Origin of the sequence: Schumannella sp. 10F1B-5-1, from assembly GCF_006517535.1 — a bacterium.
Lineage (GTDB): Bacteria > Actinomycetota > Actinomycetes > Actinomycetales > Microbacteriaceae > Schumannella.
This window is the reverse complement of sequence record NZ_VHQH01000038.1, coordinates 160544-175319: the sequence shown is the minus strand read 5'-3', so window position 1 is coordinate 175319 and position 14776 is coordinate 160544. Positions and strand designations below refer to the sequence as shown.

The following is a 14776-nucleotide window of genomic DNA, read 5'->3' as shown; positions in this document are numbered from 1 at the left end:
TCAGCGGTCCCGGTCGGAGCCGGAGCGGTCGAGGCGGGCGAGCAGCTCGGCGACCCGGCCCTCGCCGGGCAGCTGCGCATCCGGATCGATGTCGAGCCAGGGCCGCAGCACGAAGTCGCGCTCGGCGGCGCGGGGATGCGGCAGCGTCAGCCGGTCGGAGTCGCGCGTGAGCCCGCCGAAGTCGACGATGTCGAGGTCGAGGGTGCGATCGCCCCAGCGCTCGGTGCGCTCGCGCCCGTGCGCGCGCTCGATGCCCTCGAGCACGTCGAGCAGGGTCTCCGGGTCGAGCGTCGTCGTGACGAGCGCGACGCCGTTGAGGTAGCCGGGCTTGTCGGGGTCGGGCCCGTCGAGGGTGATCGCGGTCGTCTCGTAGAGCGGTGAGACGGCGAGCACGTCGATCTGCTCGGTCGACTCGATCTGCGCGACGGCCTGCCGGATCGTCTGCTCGCGCTCGCCCAGATTCGCGCCGAGCGCGATCACAGCGGTGCGGGGCACCTCGGTCATTCGCTTCCTCCGGGGGTCGTGGCAGGGATGGTCGGGGCGGCGGCTCCGGCGGCGGGGGCGGCCGGCGCGCGGCGCCGCGTGATGGTGACGGCGACGTCGTCGAAGGGCACCGGGATGGGCGCGCTCGGCTTGTGCACGGTCACCACGGTCTCGTGCACGGCCGGGAAGCCGAGGGCGACGCCGGCGATGCGCTCGGCGACGGTCTCGATCAGGTCGACCGGATCGCGGCGCACGGCCTCGACGACGGCCTCGCTCAGCTCGCCGTAGTGCACAGTGCGCTCGAGGTCGTCGCCGCCGGCGGCCGGTCCGAGCGGCAGTCGCACCTCGACGTCGATCACGAACTCCTGCCCGTCGACGCGCTCGTGCTCGAAGACGCCGTGGTGAGCGAAGGCACGCAGTCCGGTCACGCGGATGCTGTCGAGCGGGGCGTCCGCCGGGCGAGCGTGCGCCGGTGCCGCGCCGGGGTCTCCGCTCACGACCGGTTCTCCGCATCCACGCCGCCGTTCTGCCACGCGGCCCAGGTGTCGAGGGCGACGCGGGTCGACGGCACGTCGTGCACGCGCACGGCCCAGGCGCCGGCCTGCGCCGACAGCGCGCTGACGACGGCGGTCGGCAGGTCGCGGTCGAGCACGGTCGCGCCCTCGGTAACGACGCCGCCGAGGAAGCGCTTGCGCGACGCCCCGACGAGGATGCCGTGGCCGAGCGAGGCGAGGTCGCCCAGCCCGCGCAGCAGCTGCCAGTTGTGCTCCGCGTTCTTGGCGAAGCCGAGACCGGGGTCGAGGATCACGCGCGAGGGGTCGACGCCCGCCACGGCCAACTCGGCCACGCGGCGCTTGAGCTCATCGCGCACCTCGGCGACGACGTGGCCGTAGCGCGCATCCACGTCGGTGCCGCCGCGCCAGTGCATGGCGACGAAGTGCACGCCCGCGTCGCCGACGACCTCGGCCATGGCCGGGTCGGCGAGGCCACCCGAGACGTCGTTGACGATGACGGCTCCGGCGGTGATCGACTCGGCGGCGGTGCGCGCGTTGACCGTGTCGACGCTGACCGGGATGCGCCGGTCGCTCAGCTCGCGGATGACCGGCAGGATGCGCCGCCGCTCCTCTTCGGGATCGACCCGGTCGGCGCCCGGCCGCGTGGACTCGCCGCCGACGTCGATGATCGTGGCGCCCTGCTCGAACAGCAGCGCGCCGTGCTCGACGGCCGCGGCGGTCTCGGCATAGGAGCCGCCGTCGCTGAACGAGTCGGGCGTGACGTTGAGGATGCCGAGGATCTGCGGAACGGTCACGCTCACGAGTCGCTCCCGGCACCCGCGGCGGGCGCAGCGGGCGCGGCCGGCGCGGCACCGACGCCATCCACCCCGCGGCTCAGCGCGAACATCCCCATCACCTCGGCGCGCGCGACCGGATCGCGCAGCTCGCCGCGGCTCGCGACCGTGACGGTCGAGCTGCCCGACTGGCGCACCCCGCGGGCTCCGACGCAGGCGTGCCGCGCATCCATCACGACGAGCACGCCGCGCGGCGAGAGGCCCGCGTCGAGCGCCGAGGCGATCTGCTCGGTCAGCCGCTCCTGCAGCTGCGGCCGCGAGCTCAGCACCTCGACGACGCGCGGGATGCGGCCGAGGCCGACGACGTGCTGGTCGGGCAGGTAGGCGACGTGCGCGACGCCGGTGAACGGCAGCAGGTGGTGCTCGCACACCGAGCGGAACTCGATGTCGCGCAGCGCGACGATCTCGCCCGTCTCGCCCGCGCCGAGGTCGATCTCGGTCGGGTCGCCGAGCACCTCGAGCGGGTCGACGCCGATGCCGGCGAAGAACTCCGTGTAGGCGGTCGCCACCCGGGCGGGCGTGGATGCCAGCTCGGGGCGGTCCGGGTCGTCGCCGATCGCGCGGATCAGCTCCGACACGGCCGCCTCGATGCGCCCGGTGTCGATCGCCATGTCGCTCAGGCCGGCGACAGGCCGGGGTTGCCGGTGGGGCGCGGCGCGCGCTTCGGCTTGGTCGCGCCGGCCTCGCTGTCCACGCCGCCGTCGACGGCGCCCTGGTCGATCGGGGCCTTGGCGGGCATCTCGATCGGGGGCAGATCGCTCAGCGGGCGCTTCGACGACGAGAGCCACTGCGGGCGCTCGGGCAGCTTGCGCACGTCGGCGAAGATCGCCGCCAGCTGCTCGTGGTCGAGCGTCTCCTTCTCGAGCAGCTCGCGGGCGAGGTTGTCGAGGATGTCGCGGTTGTCGTTGAGCACCTGCCAGGCCTCGTCGTGCGCCGCCTCGATGATCGTGCGCACCTCGGCGTCGACCTTTTCGGCGATGTCCTCGGAGTAGTCGCGCTGGTGGCCCATGTCGCGGCCGAGGAAGACCTCGCCCTGCGACTGACCGAGCTTGACCGCGCCGATGTCCGAGGACATCCCGTATTCGGTCACCATCTTGCGGGCGATGCCGGTGGCCTTCTCGATGTCGTTCGAGGCGCCCGTCGTCGGGTCGTGGAACACGATCTCCTCGGCGACGCGACCGCCCATGGCGTAGGTCAGCTGGTCGAGCAGCTCGTTGCGAGTGACCGAGTACTTGTCTTCGAGGGGCAGCACCATCGTGTAGCCGAGGGCGCGGCCGCGCGGCAGGATCGTGACCTTCGTGACCGGGTCGGTGTGGCGCATCGCCGCCGCCGCGAGAGCGTGGCCGCCCTCGTGGTACGCGGTGATGAGCTTCTCCTTGTCGTTCATCACGCGGGTGCGACGTTGCGGGCCGGCCATGACGCGGTCGACCGCCTCATCCAGGGCGCGGTTGTCGATGAGCTGCGCCGACGAGCGCGCCGTGAGCAGCGCGGCCTCGTTGAGCACGTTCGCCAGGTCGGCGCCGGTGAAGCCGGGCGTCTTTCGGGCGAGCACCTCGAGGTCGACGCCCTTCGCCATCGGCTTGCCCTTGGCGTGCACCGACAGGATCTTCTCGCGGCCCTTGAGGTCGGGGGCGTCGACGCCGATCTGGCGGTCGAAGCGGCCCGGGCGCAGCAGCGCCGGGTCGAGGATGTCGGGACGGTTCGTCGCCGCGATGAGGATGACGTTCGTCTTCACGTCGAAGCCGTCCATCTCGACGAGCAGCTGGTTGAGGGTCTGCTCGCGCTCGTCGTGACCGCCGCCCAGGCCGGCGCCGCGGTGGCGGCCGACGGCGTCGATCTCGTCGACGAAGATGATCGCGGGCGAGTTCTGCTTGGCCTGCTCGAAGAGGTCGCGCACCCGGCTCGCGCCGACCCCGACGAACATCTCGACGAAGTCCGAACCCGAGATCGAGTAGAACGGCACCCCGGCCTCGCCGGCGACGGCGCGGGCGAGCAGGGTCTTGCCGGTTCCGGGAGGCCCGTAGAGCAGCACGCCCTTGGGGATGCGCGCCCCGACGGCCTGGAACTTGGCCGGGTCCTTGAGGAAGTCCTTGATCTCGTGCAGCTCCTCGACGGCCTCGTCGCTGCCGGCGACGTCGTCGAAGGTGACCTTCGGGCTCTCCTTGCTCACGAGCTTGGCCTTGGACTTGCCGAACTGCATGACGCGGTTGCCGCCGCCCTGCATGCTCGAGAGCAGGAACCAGAAGATGACGCCGATGATGAGGAACGGCAGCAGGATGCTGAGCATGCTCATGAACCAGTTGGTCTGCGGCACCTCGTCGCTGTAGGTGGCGCCGGAGTCGTCGACGGCATCCTTCACATCGGTGGCGCGGGCCTCGACGTAGTTGAAGCGCAGCTGCGTTCCGTAGTCGGTGCCGTCCTTCTCGTACGCCTTCTTGAGCGTGAGGTCGACGCGCTGCTCGCCGTCGGTGATCTTCACCTCTTTGACGTTGTTCCCCGCGAGCAGGCTCATGCCGTCCTGCGTGGGGATGTCGCGGTAGCCGGTGCTGCTCAGCAGATTGAAGCCGATCAGCAGCACCACGAGGCCGAGCACGATGTAGATCAGCGGCCCGCGGAAGATGCGCTTGAAGTCCATGCTGTGCGGGCTGTGCCCGCATCCTTCCTAGGAATACGTGGAAGTCAGAGTAACGCTCCGCGTCTTTGCGACCCCTGCGTGTTCGCCGGAGGCGCACCCGCCTTCTGCTGGGCGCGCGCGGGTCAGCTGTAGACGTGCGGCGCGAGCACCGCCACGGCGCGCAGGTTGCGGTACTTCTCGGCGTAGTCGAGGCCGTAGCCGACGACGAAGTCGTTGGGGATGTCGAAGCCGATATAGCGCACATCCACCTCGACCTTCGCGGCATCGGGCTTGCGCAGCAGAGCGCAGATCTCGACGCTCGCGGCGCCGCGGCTGCGCAGGTTCTCGAGCAGCCAGGAGAGCGTGAGGCCCGAGTCGATGATGTCCTCGACGATGAGCACGTGGCGGCCGGTCAGGTCGCTGTCGAGGTCTTTCAGGATGCGCACCACCCCGCTCGACTTGGTGCCCGAGCCGTAGGACGACACGGCCATCCAGTCCATCTCGATGTGCGCCCTCAGCTCGCGCGCGAGGTCGGCCATGACCATGACCGCGCCGCGCAGCACGCCGACGAGCAGGATCTCGCGACCCTCGTAGTCGGCCTCGATCTGCCGGCTCAGCTCGGCGAGCTTGGCGTGGATCTGCTCCTCGGTGACGAGGATCTCGGCGAGGTCGTTCGCGACGTCGGAGGTCTCCATGCACCGAGCCTAACGGCGTCGGGAGGCGCGAGCGCGGGGCTTCAGTGGTCGTGCGGGGGCTTCTGACCGGTGAGCTCGCCCGCGCGGGTCGAGATGAGGTGGATGCGGCCGCCGGCCCGCGAGGCCTGGAACCCGGGCAGGTCGAGCGGCCCCTGCCCGTGCCAGTCGGTCACGAGACGGCCGATCTCGAGCGTCTGGGCGCGGCTCAGCGCGACGTGGAACTCCGAGTCCGCGACGAGTCGGATCAGCCGCTGCCGCAGCGCGGCCGGGTTCGCCGCGAGCGCGCTGACGCTGAGCGAGACGCCGGCCTCCTCGAGCTCGACGACGTCTTCGGCGACCTCGCGAGCCATCGCATCCAGGGCGTCGGCGTCTTCGGCGGCCTGCGCGGCGGTGCGGGCGAGCGCCTCGGCGACGCCCGGGCCGAGCTCGGCCTCAAGCACGGGCAGCACGCTCTGCCGCACGCGCACGCGGGCGTAGGCGGGGTCGGCGTTGTGCGGATCGATCCAGGGCTCGAGGCCGGCGTCGGCGCACGCGGCGACCGTGATCGCGCGCGGCAGGCCGAGCAGCGGGCGCCGGTGGAGCCCGGCCGGTCCGCTCACGGCGGCCATGCCCCGGATGCTCGTCGCCCCGGATCCCCGGGCGAGCCCGAGCAGCACGGTCTCGGCCTGGTCGTCGAGCGTGTGCCCGAGCAGCACGGCCGCGGCACCCGTGGATGCGGCGGCCTCCGCCAGAGCGGCATACCGCGCATCCCGGGCCGCCGCCTCGGGCCCGTCGTGGTCGGCGTCGCCGCGACCTGCGACCGACACGGACTGCACGAGCACAGGGTCGAGTCCGAGCTCGCGCGCCGCGGCCGCGGCGTCCTCGGCGACCGCGGACGATCCGGGCTGCAGCCCGTGATCGACGACCACGGCGCCGGCACGCAACCCCGCCCGCGGCGCCTCGAACGCGGTCGCCGCCGCGAGGGCGAGCGAGTCGGGTCCGCCGCTCAGGGCGACCAGCACGAGAGCGTCGGCGGGGAGCTCGGCGAGCGCATCCCGCACCGCCCGTCGGGTGTCGGCGATGGCGGGAGTCAGCCGGGGTCGATCGGGCACCGGATAACGTTAGGGCGTCTCCCGCGCCGCCGCATCCGGTGCCGCGCTGGTGGGGCCCGCATCCGACCGACTCCGATCAACGAGGAGAACCCCCGACATGGCCGCATACGACGCCGTCATCGAGATCCCCAAGGGCAGCCGCAACAAGTACGAGGTCGACCACGAGACCGGTCGCGTCTTCCTCGACCGCGTGCTCTTCACGGGCTTCGTCTACCCCACCGACTACGGCTTCTTCGAGAACACGCTCGGCCTCGACGGCGACCCCGTCGACGTGCTCGTGCTGCTCGACTACCCGCTGTTCCCGGGTGTGGGCGTCAAGGTGCGCCCGGTCGGCGTGTTCAACATGACCGACGACGGCGGCAGCGACGCGAAGGTCATCGCCGTTCCGGCGAAGGACCCGCGCTGGGCGCACATCCAGGACGTGAACGACATCCCGGAGTACACCCGCAAGGAGATCGAGCACTTCTTCGAGCACTACAAGGACCTCGAGCCCGGCAAGTGGGTCAAGACCGAGGGCTGGGGCGATGCCGCCGAGGCCGAGAAGATCATCGAGGCCGGCGTCGCGGCCTACGTGCCCGGCTCGCACTGAGCTGAGCTGCTGAGCGACTGAGCCCGCGCCGGTCGCGCCGGCGAACACGAAGGGCCTCGGGATGCGCATCCCGAGGCCCTTCGTCGTGCCCCGTGCGGGTCAGCCCGTGGGGCGGCCGGCGTAGGGCACGAGGTCGCCGTAGCGCACGGCCTTGATGCGCACGTTCGTGCCCGGGTAGGCGGCCTCGATCATCTGGCCGCCGCCGATGTACATCGTCACGTGGTACTTCGAGCCGCCCACGGCGCCGCCGTCGGAGTAGAACAGCAAGTCGCCCGGCTGCATGTTCGCGAGCGTCACGAGGCGTCCGCGCGCGGCGAGGTAGTTGTACTGCAGGTTCGAGCCGTGGCCGCCGATCGAGACGCCCGCGGCCGAGTACGACATCATCGTCAGCCCCGAGCAGTCCCAGCCGCTGGGGCCGGCGCCGTTGATGACATAGGGCTCGCCGAGCTGCGCCTTGGCGTAGGCGATCGCGGTGTCGACGACTCCGGTGACCGGCGGCGCGGGCGGGGTGTCGGGGGTGACCGGCGGGTTCGACGGCGAGCCGGTGTTGCCGGATGCGGGCGGGGCCGGCGGGGTCTTCGCCGCCTCCTGCGCGCGTTCCCAGGCCAGGCCGTCCTGGTAGGCCTTCTCGACCTCGGCGGTCGTGTCCTTCAGCGAGGCGAGCTGGGCGTAGAGCGTCTTCGACGACTCGTCCTGCACCTTCAGCCGCGACTCGACGTCGGTCTGCGCCTTCTGCGCGGCGGCGAGGGCGGATGCGGCGGCCTTCTTCTTCGCGTCGCGCGCCTTCTTGGCGCTGGCGGCGTCGGCGGTGAGCGCATCCGCGTTCTTGCGGTCGTAGTCGGCCTGCGCGAACACGGCGCTCGACGAGCCGGAGAGCCGGCTCATGATGCCGAGCTTGTAGAGCGTCTTCTCGGTGTCCTTCGCGTCGCCCTGCAGCAGAGAGAGCGTCACGTCGCCGCCGCCCTGACGGGCGAGCTGGGCGAGCAGGCGCTTCGCGCGCAGCTCCGAGGCGTCGGCGGTCGCGCCGGCGGTCTTCGCCTGCGCGGCGAGGGTGTCCTCCTTGCGCTGGGCGGCGTCGAGCGCCGCCTGCGCGATGAGCACGTTCTCAGCGGCGACCGAGGCCTGCTTGCCGAGGTCGGCATCCTTGGTCTCGAGGCTCTGGATGAGCTTCTCGATCTTCGAGATCTCGGCGGCCTTCGCGGCCTCATTGCCCTTGGCGCGCTGCACGTCATCCCAGCTGGGATAGCTGGGATCGGCGGAGGCCGCGACCGGTGCCTGGAGTCCGACGATCAGCGCAGCCAGAACCAGCGCAGCCGCCGCCCCCCGAGGGCGTCTGCGTTCATTCATCGGCTCCGTTCGCCGCCTTTCCCCGTGCGGATCATCCGAGCGAGATCCCCTTCGTGCGCATGAAGGGCACCGGGTCGGTGAGGTTGCCGTTGATGCGGATCATGAAGTGCAGGTGGCAGCCCGTCGAGCCGCCGGTGGTGCCGACCTTGGCGATCTGCTGACCGGGACCGACCTGCTGGCCGATGCGCACGAGCAGCCCGCCGTTGACGATGTGGCCGTAGCCGCTCGAGGTGCCGTCGCCGTGGTCGATCTGGATGAAGTTGCCCAGGTCGCCGTTCCAGCCGGAGTAGGTGACGGTTCCGCCGTGCGTGGCGTAGATCGGGGCTCCGCAGCCGGCGCCGATGTCGGTTCCGGTGTGCAGACGCCAGTAGTGGTAGATCGGGTGGTAGCGCTGGCCGTAGCTCGAGGTGATCGGGCCGGCGGCCGGGCGAGCCCAGCCCGAGGGCGAGACCTCGCCGGCGGCGCCCGCTCCCCACTGGGCGGCGAGACCCTTCTGGTAGTCGGCCTGGGTGGCGGCGCGGCGCTCCTTGAGCACGACGAGCTGGGCCTCGAGCTGGGCCTTGTGCTCGGTCTCGGCGTCGAGCGCGGTCTCAGCGGCCGCGGCGGCCGTCTGCGCGGCCGTGAACGCATCCTGAGCGACGACCTTGCGGCGGTCGAGCTCCTTCTGGGCCGTGTTCGCCTGGTCGGTGAGCGACTGGGCGGTGCCCTGCAGCTGGGAGGCGCGATCGAAGATGCTCTTCGAGCTCTCCGTCAGCTTCGACATCGTGCCCCACTTCTTCAGCAGGTCGGATGCCTTGCCGGGGCGGGCGATGAGGTTCGTGGTGAGGTTGCCGCCGCCGGGCTTCGCGAGCTCGGCGATGAGCCGGTCGGCGACGCCCTTGGCCTTGTCGGCCTCGGCCTTGGCGGCGTCGGCCTGGCCCTGCAGCTTCTGGGTCTCGACGACCTGGTTGTCGTACTCCTCCTGCGCCTTCGCGTAGGCCTCGCCGGCCTGCTGGGCGACCTGCTGAGTGCGGGTGACCTCGGCGCTCAGCGCGTTGATCTGCGCCTGCACCTGGTTCGCGAGCGCCTGCGCGTTGTTCACGTTGGCGACGGCGTTCTGCACGTCCTGCCAGCTGGGGTACTCGGCGGCGTACGCCGGCTGAGCCGGCGAGCCGACGACCCCCGCGACGGGCAGAACCGCCAGTGCGGTCGCGACCGCGAGGGCGCGCAGTGCGCGTCCCCTCCAGGTCACGGCCTTCCCCCGGCCGGTCGTGTCGTGCATGTGTCCCCGAATCGCTGCCATCGCGCCCTCTTCGCGCTATTCACATTGACAACATCAATCACAGTAACAACACGTGTCGGCATCAGACCAGCACGGATTCCACGACGGATGGGCACGCCCGTCGGGGGCCAAGCCTCAATGTCGGGTTGAAACTACGCCGGGATGCCGCGGTTGCCGGGGACATCCGCGCGAGCGCCGCGGAATCGGCACGAGCTCCCGGATGCGCGGTCCACCCCCGAACTGGGGTGCGGCATCCCGGCGCTCGACGCCCTTCGCGAGCGCCGGATTCGGCGACTCGCGCTCGATTCGCGTTTTGCCCGAGCGCCACCTATGCTTACTCCTCGGTTGCCGTTCGGTACGCCGCCTGCTTCGGCAGATCGCGTCCGCACTGCACGGCCCCATCGTTTAGTGGCCTAGGACACCGCCCTTTCACGGCGGCAGCACGGGTTCGAATCCCGTTGGGGTCACTGAATCCGGCCGATTCGGTCGGAGCCTGAGAAGGCAGTACAGTTGGCAACCGCAACAACTCAACAAGCAAGGCCCTGTAGCGCAGTTGGTTAGCGTGCCGCCCTGTCACGGCGGAGGTCGCGGGTTCAAGTCCCGTCAGGGTCGCGGAAGCGAACCCCTCTCCTGGAGGGGTTCTTCTCCATCCGGGCTCACCTCGAGCCCTCGGCTCTGTAGCTCAGTTGGTAGAGCGTCCGACTGAAAATCGGAAGGTCACCGGATCGACGCCGGTCGGAGCCACAGCGAAAGCCCCCGCGAGTCGGGGGCTTTTTCGTTGCCGCCCGGGGCGTCGGAGAGTCGCGACGACGTTATTCCGGAGCGCGCCATTCGATGAGGATCGTGTCTCGCCACTGCCCTTCGTACGGCCCGTAGGTCATGAGCGCGATGCGCTCCCGCGTCCCGACGGTTCGGAATCCGGCGTTGGCGTGGAGCCCGAGGCTCGCGGTGTTCTCCCGGAAGATGCTCGACTGGATCGTCCAGACCCCGGCATCCGGCGCCTGCGCGATGAGTTCGTCGACGAGTGCCCGGCCGATGCCCCGCCCCGTGTGGCCGGGGTGCACGTAGACGGAGTGCTCGACCAGGCCGGAATACACCGGCCTGGCGGAGACCCCGGACACCGCAGCCCAGCCGACGACGTCGCCGCCCTCGTCGGCAGCGACGAGCCTGAGCTCTCTCCGACGAGAGGCATCGAACCGCTCCCACGTGGGCGGCTGGGACTCGAAGGTCGCGTTGCCGGTGGCGATGCCGGCGCGGTAGATCTCCTCGACGGCGGGCCAGTCGTCCTCGGCCATGGCGCGAATGCGCATCAGCAACAGGAGGCGGCGGTGGCGAGGTCGGTCGAGCACACGCCGGTCTCGGGCAGCACGAGCTCGATTCGGCGGGCTTCGTCGTGGCGGCCGGCGAGCTCATCGGCGATCGAGCGCACCTGCTCGTAGCCGGTGAGCAGCAGGAAGGTCGGCGCACGGCCGTAGGACTTCATCCCGGCCAGCCAGAAGCCCTTCTCGGGGTGGCTGAGCTCGTCGACGCCGTGCGGCGGCACCGAGCCGCAGGAGTGCTCGTTGGGGTCGATGAGCGGCGCCAGCTTCTCCGGCGCCTCGACGACGTCATCGAGGCGGAGCCGGATCTCGCGGAGTCCGTCGAGGTGGGGTCGGAACCCGGTCGCGACGACGACGACGTCGGCTTCGACGACCGTCGATGTTCCGTCTCGTCTGCCGACCAGCGCCACGGCGTCGTCGCGCGGCTCGACGTCGTCGATCAAGAATTGATCGATCAGGGAGACCGCGCCGTCGTCGATGAGCTCGCGCGTGGCGGCGCCGAGTGATGCGCGGCCCGGCAGCTGGTCGTCGTCGGATCCGAAGACGCGGTGCGGGTTCGCCGAGCGGATCGCCCAGGTGATGCTCGTGCCGGGCTCCTGCTCGGCCAGGCGGCGCAGCGCGATGAGCGTGTTGGCGGCCGAGTGCCCGGCGCCGACGACAGCGACGCGGCGTCCGGCGAACTGCGCGCGGTCGCGACCGAGCACGTCGGGCAGGCCGTGGGTCAGCCGGTCGGCGACCTCGGCGCCGTGTCGCGCGGCGAGTCCGGATGTGGTCACCGGGTTCGGGGTCGAGAAGGTGCCGGAGGCGTCGATGACGGCTCGGGCACGGATCTCGTCCTCGTCGCCAGTGGAGTCGATGCGGACGAGGAACGGCGTCGACTCGCGGCCGGCGGTCCGGGTGCGGTCCATGCCGTCGCGCGAGACGTTCTCGACGGTGACGCCGTAGCGGATGCGCGACTCCAGCTGCGGGGTCGCAGCGAGCGGCGCGAGGTAGTGCTTCACGAGCTCGTGACCGGTCGGCAGCGCGTCGGGATGCTGCGGCGTCCAGCCCTGCGCCTCGAGCAGCCGCACCGAGGCTGCGTCCGTGACGTGCCGCCACGGCGAGAAGAGCCGGATGTGGCCCCACTCACTGATCGCGGCACCGGCATGGTCGCCTTGCTCGAGGACGAGCGGCTCGATGCCGCGCTCGAGCAGCTGAGCGGCGGCGGCGAGGCCGACGGGACCTGCTCCGATGATGACGACGGGAAGGCTGGTCTCGCGGTGGCCCGCGACCGCCGCGATAGGCGCGCTGTCGGTGGTGGTCATGCTGTCGCCCCCTGGGCGGGGACGATCTCGGCGATGAGGGCCTCGATGCGACCGCGGATCTCGTCGCGGATGGGGCGGACGTCGTCGAGGGACTTGCCGGCCGGGTCGGTGAGCTCCCAGTCCTCGTAGCGCTTGCCGGGGAAGATCGGGCAGGTGTCGCCGCAGCCCATCGTGATGACGACGTCGGACTCGCGGACGGCATCCACGGTCAGGATCTTGGGCTCGGCGTCGGCGATGTCGATGCCGACCTCGGACATCGCGGCGACCGCGATCGGGTTCAGCTGATCGGCGGGTTCACTGCCGGCCGACAGCACCTCGACGCGGTCGCCGGCCAGCTCGCGCAGCCACCCGGCGGCCATCTGCGAGCGGCCGGCGTTGTGCACGCACACGAACAGCACGGTGGGCTTGTCGGGCATCGGATCCTCCAGACGATCGGTCAACGCCAGTGTGACCCCGAACATCGACGTTCGTCAATATAGACATTTGTCGATGGATGAGCGCATGATGGCCTCATGCCTGTCGCCGAGCTGCTCCCGATCACCGACGTCTCGGCCGCCGCCTGTTGCGCGCCGCTCACGAAGCAGGCGATCGCCCCCTCCGATGCCGAGACCGTCGCCCGCGCGCTCAAGGCGCTCGCCGACCCCGCCCGCGTGCGGATCGTCTCGATCGTCGCGTCGCACGTCGGCCAGGAAGCGTGCGTCTGCGACCTTCAGGAGCCGCTCGGTCTGTCTCAGCCCACCGTCTCGCATCACCTCAAAGTGCTGATGGAGGCCGGCTTCCTCACCCGCTCGAAGCGCGGCACGTGGGCCTACTACGCGCTCGTGCCGGGATCGCTCGACAAGATCGCCGATCTGCTGCGCACAGTCTGATTCAGCAGCAGTCGCAGGTCTCACTGGCGGGATCGGTGAGCGCCGAGATGGGCTGTTTGCAGGCATCTCCGCGCCACGCCTCCACGCCCTCCTTGACGGCGAACACGGCGATCGCGAGGGCAGCGACCGAATCGGCCCACGCCCATCCGAGCAGCAGGTTGAGGCCAAGACCCACCAGCACCGCCGCTGACAGCCAGGCGCAGACCAGCGTCTGCTTGGAATCGGCGATCGCCGAGGCCGAGCCGAGCTCCCGCCCCGTGCGCCGCTCGAACCATGAGAACGCGGGCATGATCGCCACGCTCACGGCGGCGAGCGCGATGCCGACGATCGAATACTGCGGCTCGGCGAACCCGAGCAGCGCGCGCACCGCATCCACGGCGACGAACAGCGCCAGCCCGAAGAACGAGATCGCGATCACGCGCAGCGCGACCCGCTCGCGTCGCTGCGGCTCGGGTGAGGCGAACTGCCAGGCGACAGCAGCCGCCGAGAGCACCTCGACGATCGAGTCGAGCCCGAAGCCGATGAGCGCACTCGATGAGGCGGCGGCCCCGGCGCTCAGGGAGACGATCGCCTCGATCACGTTGTACGCGATGGTCGCGGCGACGATCCAGCGGATGCGACGCTGCAGCACCGCGCGCCGCCGAGGGTCGAGCGCGGTGCGGGTCTCGATCGGCGTCATGCGCAGCTGCACTCCTCGCCCGCGCAGCAGCCCGGGTCGACGACCAGCATCAGGCGCAGCAGGTCGTCGAGCGCGGGCGCGAGGTGCGGGTCGGCGAGCCGATACCAGGTGTTGCGCCCGTCGCGGATGCCCTCGACCAGCCCGCAGCCGCGGAGGCACGCGAGATGATTCGACATCGACTGGCGCGAGACCTCGAGCGCGTCGGCGAGGTCGGAGGGGAACGCCGGCGCCTCGCGCAGCGCCAGCAGCACCCGCGTGCGCGTCTCGTCGGAGAGCGCGTAGCCCAGACGCGCCAGGGCCGCGGTGTGGGTGAGCGTCACGGTTCCGGTCACGCACCCGACAGTACAGCGTTCGATGTATTAATCAAGTGACCGTCGCGTACTGCCGACCGGCCGCTAGCGTGAAGTGCCGAGCGACCAGCGAGCGACCACCCGAGCGACGAGAGAGCATGCCCGACGAGCCGACCCCGCACGACGCCGTGAGCGTCTGGTCGACCGTCGTCGCCGTACTGGCGCTCGCGTTCCTCGTCATCCCGGTGATCGGCGACGTCGTCGCACTCGTCGCCGGCGTGGCGGCGCTGGGGCTCGGCATCGCCGGCATCCGCCGCTTCGAGACCGGGCGCACGCGCCGCGTCGTCGTCGCGATCGTCGGAGCCGTGCTCGGGCTCGTGGTCACCGTGATCGCCGGGCTCATGGTCGCGGTCACGGCCGCGGTGCACTGAGCGAGCTGGAATCGGAGCCGCGCGAGCGACTCAGCGCAGCCCGGGAGGCCGCGTCGACGCGCCGTCGGCGGCCGGGCTGCGCTCCGACAGCACCTCGAAGAACGAGCACGGGATGCGGTGGTCGGCGACGCCGCGCTCCCCCGCCACCATGAGCGCGTCGCCGAGCAGGATCGCGCTGCAGTCCCAGACGGGATGCCCGGCGCGGCGGTCGTAGGCGAGGCCCGCGCCGCAGTCGCAGCGCTCGCGCGCCGAGAAGACGAGACGGCGCAGCAGCTTCTCGCGCGGACGCCCGAGCCACTTCATCGTCATGGCGATGGAGTGTAGATCACTCGCGTTCGCGTCGATGAATCGAATTCGCGCCGCGTCCACCCCCAGTTCGGGGAGAATGACTGGTCTACCCCGCGCGCGCTAACCTGCGCGAGACGGTTTGGTCACCGTCGCACCACCCCATCTCTC

18 protein-coding genes and 3 tRNA genes are annotated in these 14776 nt (G+C 71.0%); 6 read left to right on the top strand and 15 right to left on the bottom strand.

The genetic code is table 11. The features are described 5' to 3' along the window. From folK to tilS, 7 genes are all read right to left on the bottom strand, one after another. Complete coding sequence (gene folK / locus FJ658_RS09760; protein ID WP_141145191.1) at window positions 1-504, bottom strand: 2-amino-4-hydroxy-6-hydroxymethyldihydropteridine diphosphokinase; 504 nt, start codon at window positions 502-504, stop codon at window positions 1-3. Further along, a complete protein-coding gene (gene folB / locus FJ658_RS09755; protein WP_141145190.1) occupies window positions 501-980 on the bottom strand; it encodes a dihydroneopterin aldolase in 480 nt (159 codons plus the stop codon). The genes folK and folB overlap by 4 nt, the downstream gene beginning before the upstream one ends. Beyond that, window positions 977-1798, bottom strand: a complete 822-nt coding sequence (gene folP / locus FJ658_RS09750) for a dihydropteroate synthase (protein WP_141145189.1) — start codon at window positions 1796-1798, stop codon at window positions 977-979. The genes folB and folP overlap by 4 nt, the downstream gene beginning before the upstream one ends. Continuing rightward, complete coding sequence (gene folE, locus FJ658_RS09745) at window positions 1795-2442, bottom strand: GTP cyclohydrolase I FolE (RefSeq protein WP_141145188.1); 648 nt, start codon at window positions 2440-2442, stop codon at window positions 1795-1797. The genes folP and folE overlap by 4 nt, the downstream gene beginning before the upstream one ends. A 5-nt stretch (window positions 2443-2447) precedes the next feature. Continuing rightward, window positions 2448-4466 (bottom strand): ATP-dependent zinc metalloprotease FtsH, encoded by a 2019-nt coding sequence (gene ftsH, locus FJ658_RS09740; RefSeq protein WP_141145187.1) that lies wholly within the window; start codon window positions 4464-4466, stop codon window positions 2448-2450. A gap of 122 nt (window positions 4467-4588) precedes the next feature. Continuing rightward, window positions 4589-5140 carry a hypoxanthine phosphoribosyltransferase gene (gene hpt / locus FJ658_RS09735; protein ID WP_141145186.1) on the bottom strand — a complete coding sequence of 184 codons (552 nt, stop codon included), beginning with the start codon at window positions 5138-5140 and terminating at the stop codon, window positions 4589-4591. 41 nt (window positions 5141-5181) lie between these two features. Then, window positions 5182-6231 (bottom strand): tRNA lysidine(34) synthetase TilS, encoded by a 1050-nt coding sequence (gene tilS, locus FJ658_RS09730; protein WP_141145185.1) that lies wholly within the window; start codon window positions 6229-6231, stop codon window positions 5182-5184. Between the two features lie 97 nt (window positions 6232-6328). Here tilS and ppa point away from each other — a divergent pair, with 97 nt between their 5' ends. Then, window positions 6329-6820, top strand: coding sequence for an inorganic diphosphatase (gene ppa, locus FJ658_RS09725; protein ID WP_141145184.1), 492 nt, complete (start codon window positions 6329-6331; stop codon window positions 6818-6820). 99 nt (window positions 6821-6919) lie between these two features. On the opposite strand, the gene FJ658_RS09720 is transcribed toward ppa, so the two are convergent. After that, entirely contained in the window at window positions 6920-8167 is a 1248-nt protein-coding gene (locus tag FJ658_RS09720; RefSeq protein ID WP_141145183.1) for an NlpC/P60 family protein, read from the bottom strand. A gap of 31 nt (window positions 8168-8198) precedes the next feature. Beyond that, window positions 8199-9428 (bottom strand): M23 family metallopeptidase, encoded by a 1230-nt coding sequence (locus FJ658_RS09715; RefSeq protein WP_141145182.1) that lies wholly within the window; start codon window positions 9426-9428, stop codon window positions 8199-8201. A 394-nt stretch (window positions 9429-9822) separates the two neighbouring features. On the opposite strand from FJ658_RS09715, the gene FJ658_RS09710 reads away from it, so the two are divergent. The 3 genes from FJ658_RS09710 to FJ658_RS09700 all read left to right on the top strand — a co-directional run bounded on the left by FJ658_RS09710 (window position 9823) and on the right by FJ658_RS09700 (window position 10172). Continuing rightward, window positions 9823-9895: transfer RNA gene (locus FJ658_RS09710), tRNA-Glu, on the top strand. A gap of 71 nt (window positions 9896-9966) precedes the next feature. Then, window positions 9967-10040 (top strand) — tRNA-Asp (locus FJ658_RS09705). Between the two features lie 59 nt (window positions 10041-10099). Continuing rightward, window positions 10100-10172, top strand: a tRNA-Phe gene (locus tag FJ658_RS09700). 68 nt (window positions 10173-10240) lie between these two features. On the opposite strand, the gene FJ658_RS09695 is transcribed toward FJ658_RS09700, so the two are convergent. The 3 genes from FJ658_RS09695 to FJ658_RS09685 are packed head-to-tail and all read right to left on the bottom strand — an operon-like array spanning window position 10241 to window position 12467. Next, window positions 10241-10723 carry a GNAT family N-acetyltransferase gene (locus tag FJ658_RS09695; protein ID WP_255447657.1) on the bottom strand — a complete coding sequence of 161 codons (483 nt, stop codon included), beginning with the start codon at window positions 10721-10723 and terminating at the stop codon, window positions 10241-10243. A 14-nt stretch (window positions 10724-10737) separates the two neighbouring features. Then, the gene (locus FJ658_RS09690) at window positions 10738-12051 is read right to left on the bottom strand and encodes an NAD(P)-binding domain-containing protein (protein WP_141145180.1); all 1314 of its coding nucleotides are present in this window, start codon (window positions 12049-12051) and stop codon (window positions 10738-10740) included. Then, entirely contained in the window at window positions 12048-12467 is a 420-nt protein-coding gene (locus FJ658_RS09685) for an arsenate reductase ArsC (protein WP_141145179.1), read from the bottom strand. The genes FJ658_RS09690 and FJ658_RS09685 overlap by 4 nt, the downstream gene beginning before the upstream one ends. Window positions 12468-12563: 96 nt before the next feature. Here FJ658_RS09685 and FJ658_RS09680 point away from each other — a divergent pair, with 96 nt between their 5' ends. Beyond that, a complete protein-coding gene (locus FJ658_RS09680; RefSeq protein WP_141145178.1) occupies window positions 12564-12920 on the top strand; it encodes a helix-turn-helix transcriptional regulator in 357 nt (118 codons plus the stop codon). Window position 12921: 1 nt separating this feature from the next. On the opposite strand, the gene FJ658_RS09675 is transcribed toward FJ658_RS09680, so the two are convergent. Both FJ658_RS09675 and FJ658_RS09670 read right to left on the bottom strand, forming a co-directional pair. After that, window positions 12922-13599, bottom strand: a complete 678-nt coding sequence (locus FJ658_RS09675) for a cation transporter (protein WP_141145177.1) — start codon at window positions 13597-13599, stop codon at window positions 12922-12924. Continuing rightward, on the bottom strand, window positions 13596-13931 hold the full coding sequence (locus FJ658_RS09670; RefSeq protein WP_141145176.1) for a helix-turn-helix transcriptional regulator: 336 nt from the start codon (window positions 13929-13931) through the stop codon (window positions 13596-13598). The genes FJ658_RS09675 and FJ658_RS09670 overlap by 4 nt, the downstream gene beginning before the upstream one ends. Window positions 13932-14047: 116 nt before the next feature. Here FJ658_RS09670 and FJ658_RS09665 point away from each other — a divergent pair, with 116 nt between their 5' ends. Further along, entirely contained in the window at window positions 14048-14320 is a 273-nt protein-coding gene (locus tag FJ658_RS09665; RefSeq protein WP_141145175.1) for a hypothetical protein, read from the top strand. A 30-nt stretch (window positions 14321-14350) separates the two neighbouring features. Here the strand turns inward: FJ658_RS09665 and FJ658_RS09660 are convergent, their stop codons facing one another. Further along, window positions 14351-14629, bottom strand: coding sequence for a hypothetical protein (locus tag FJ658_RS09660; RefSeq protein WP_141145174.1), 279 nt, complete (start codon window positions 14627-14629; stop codon window positions 14351-14353). Between the last annotated feature and the right edge of the window lie 147 nt (window positions 14630-14776).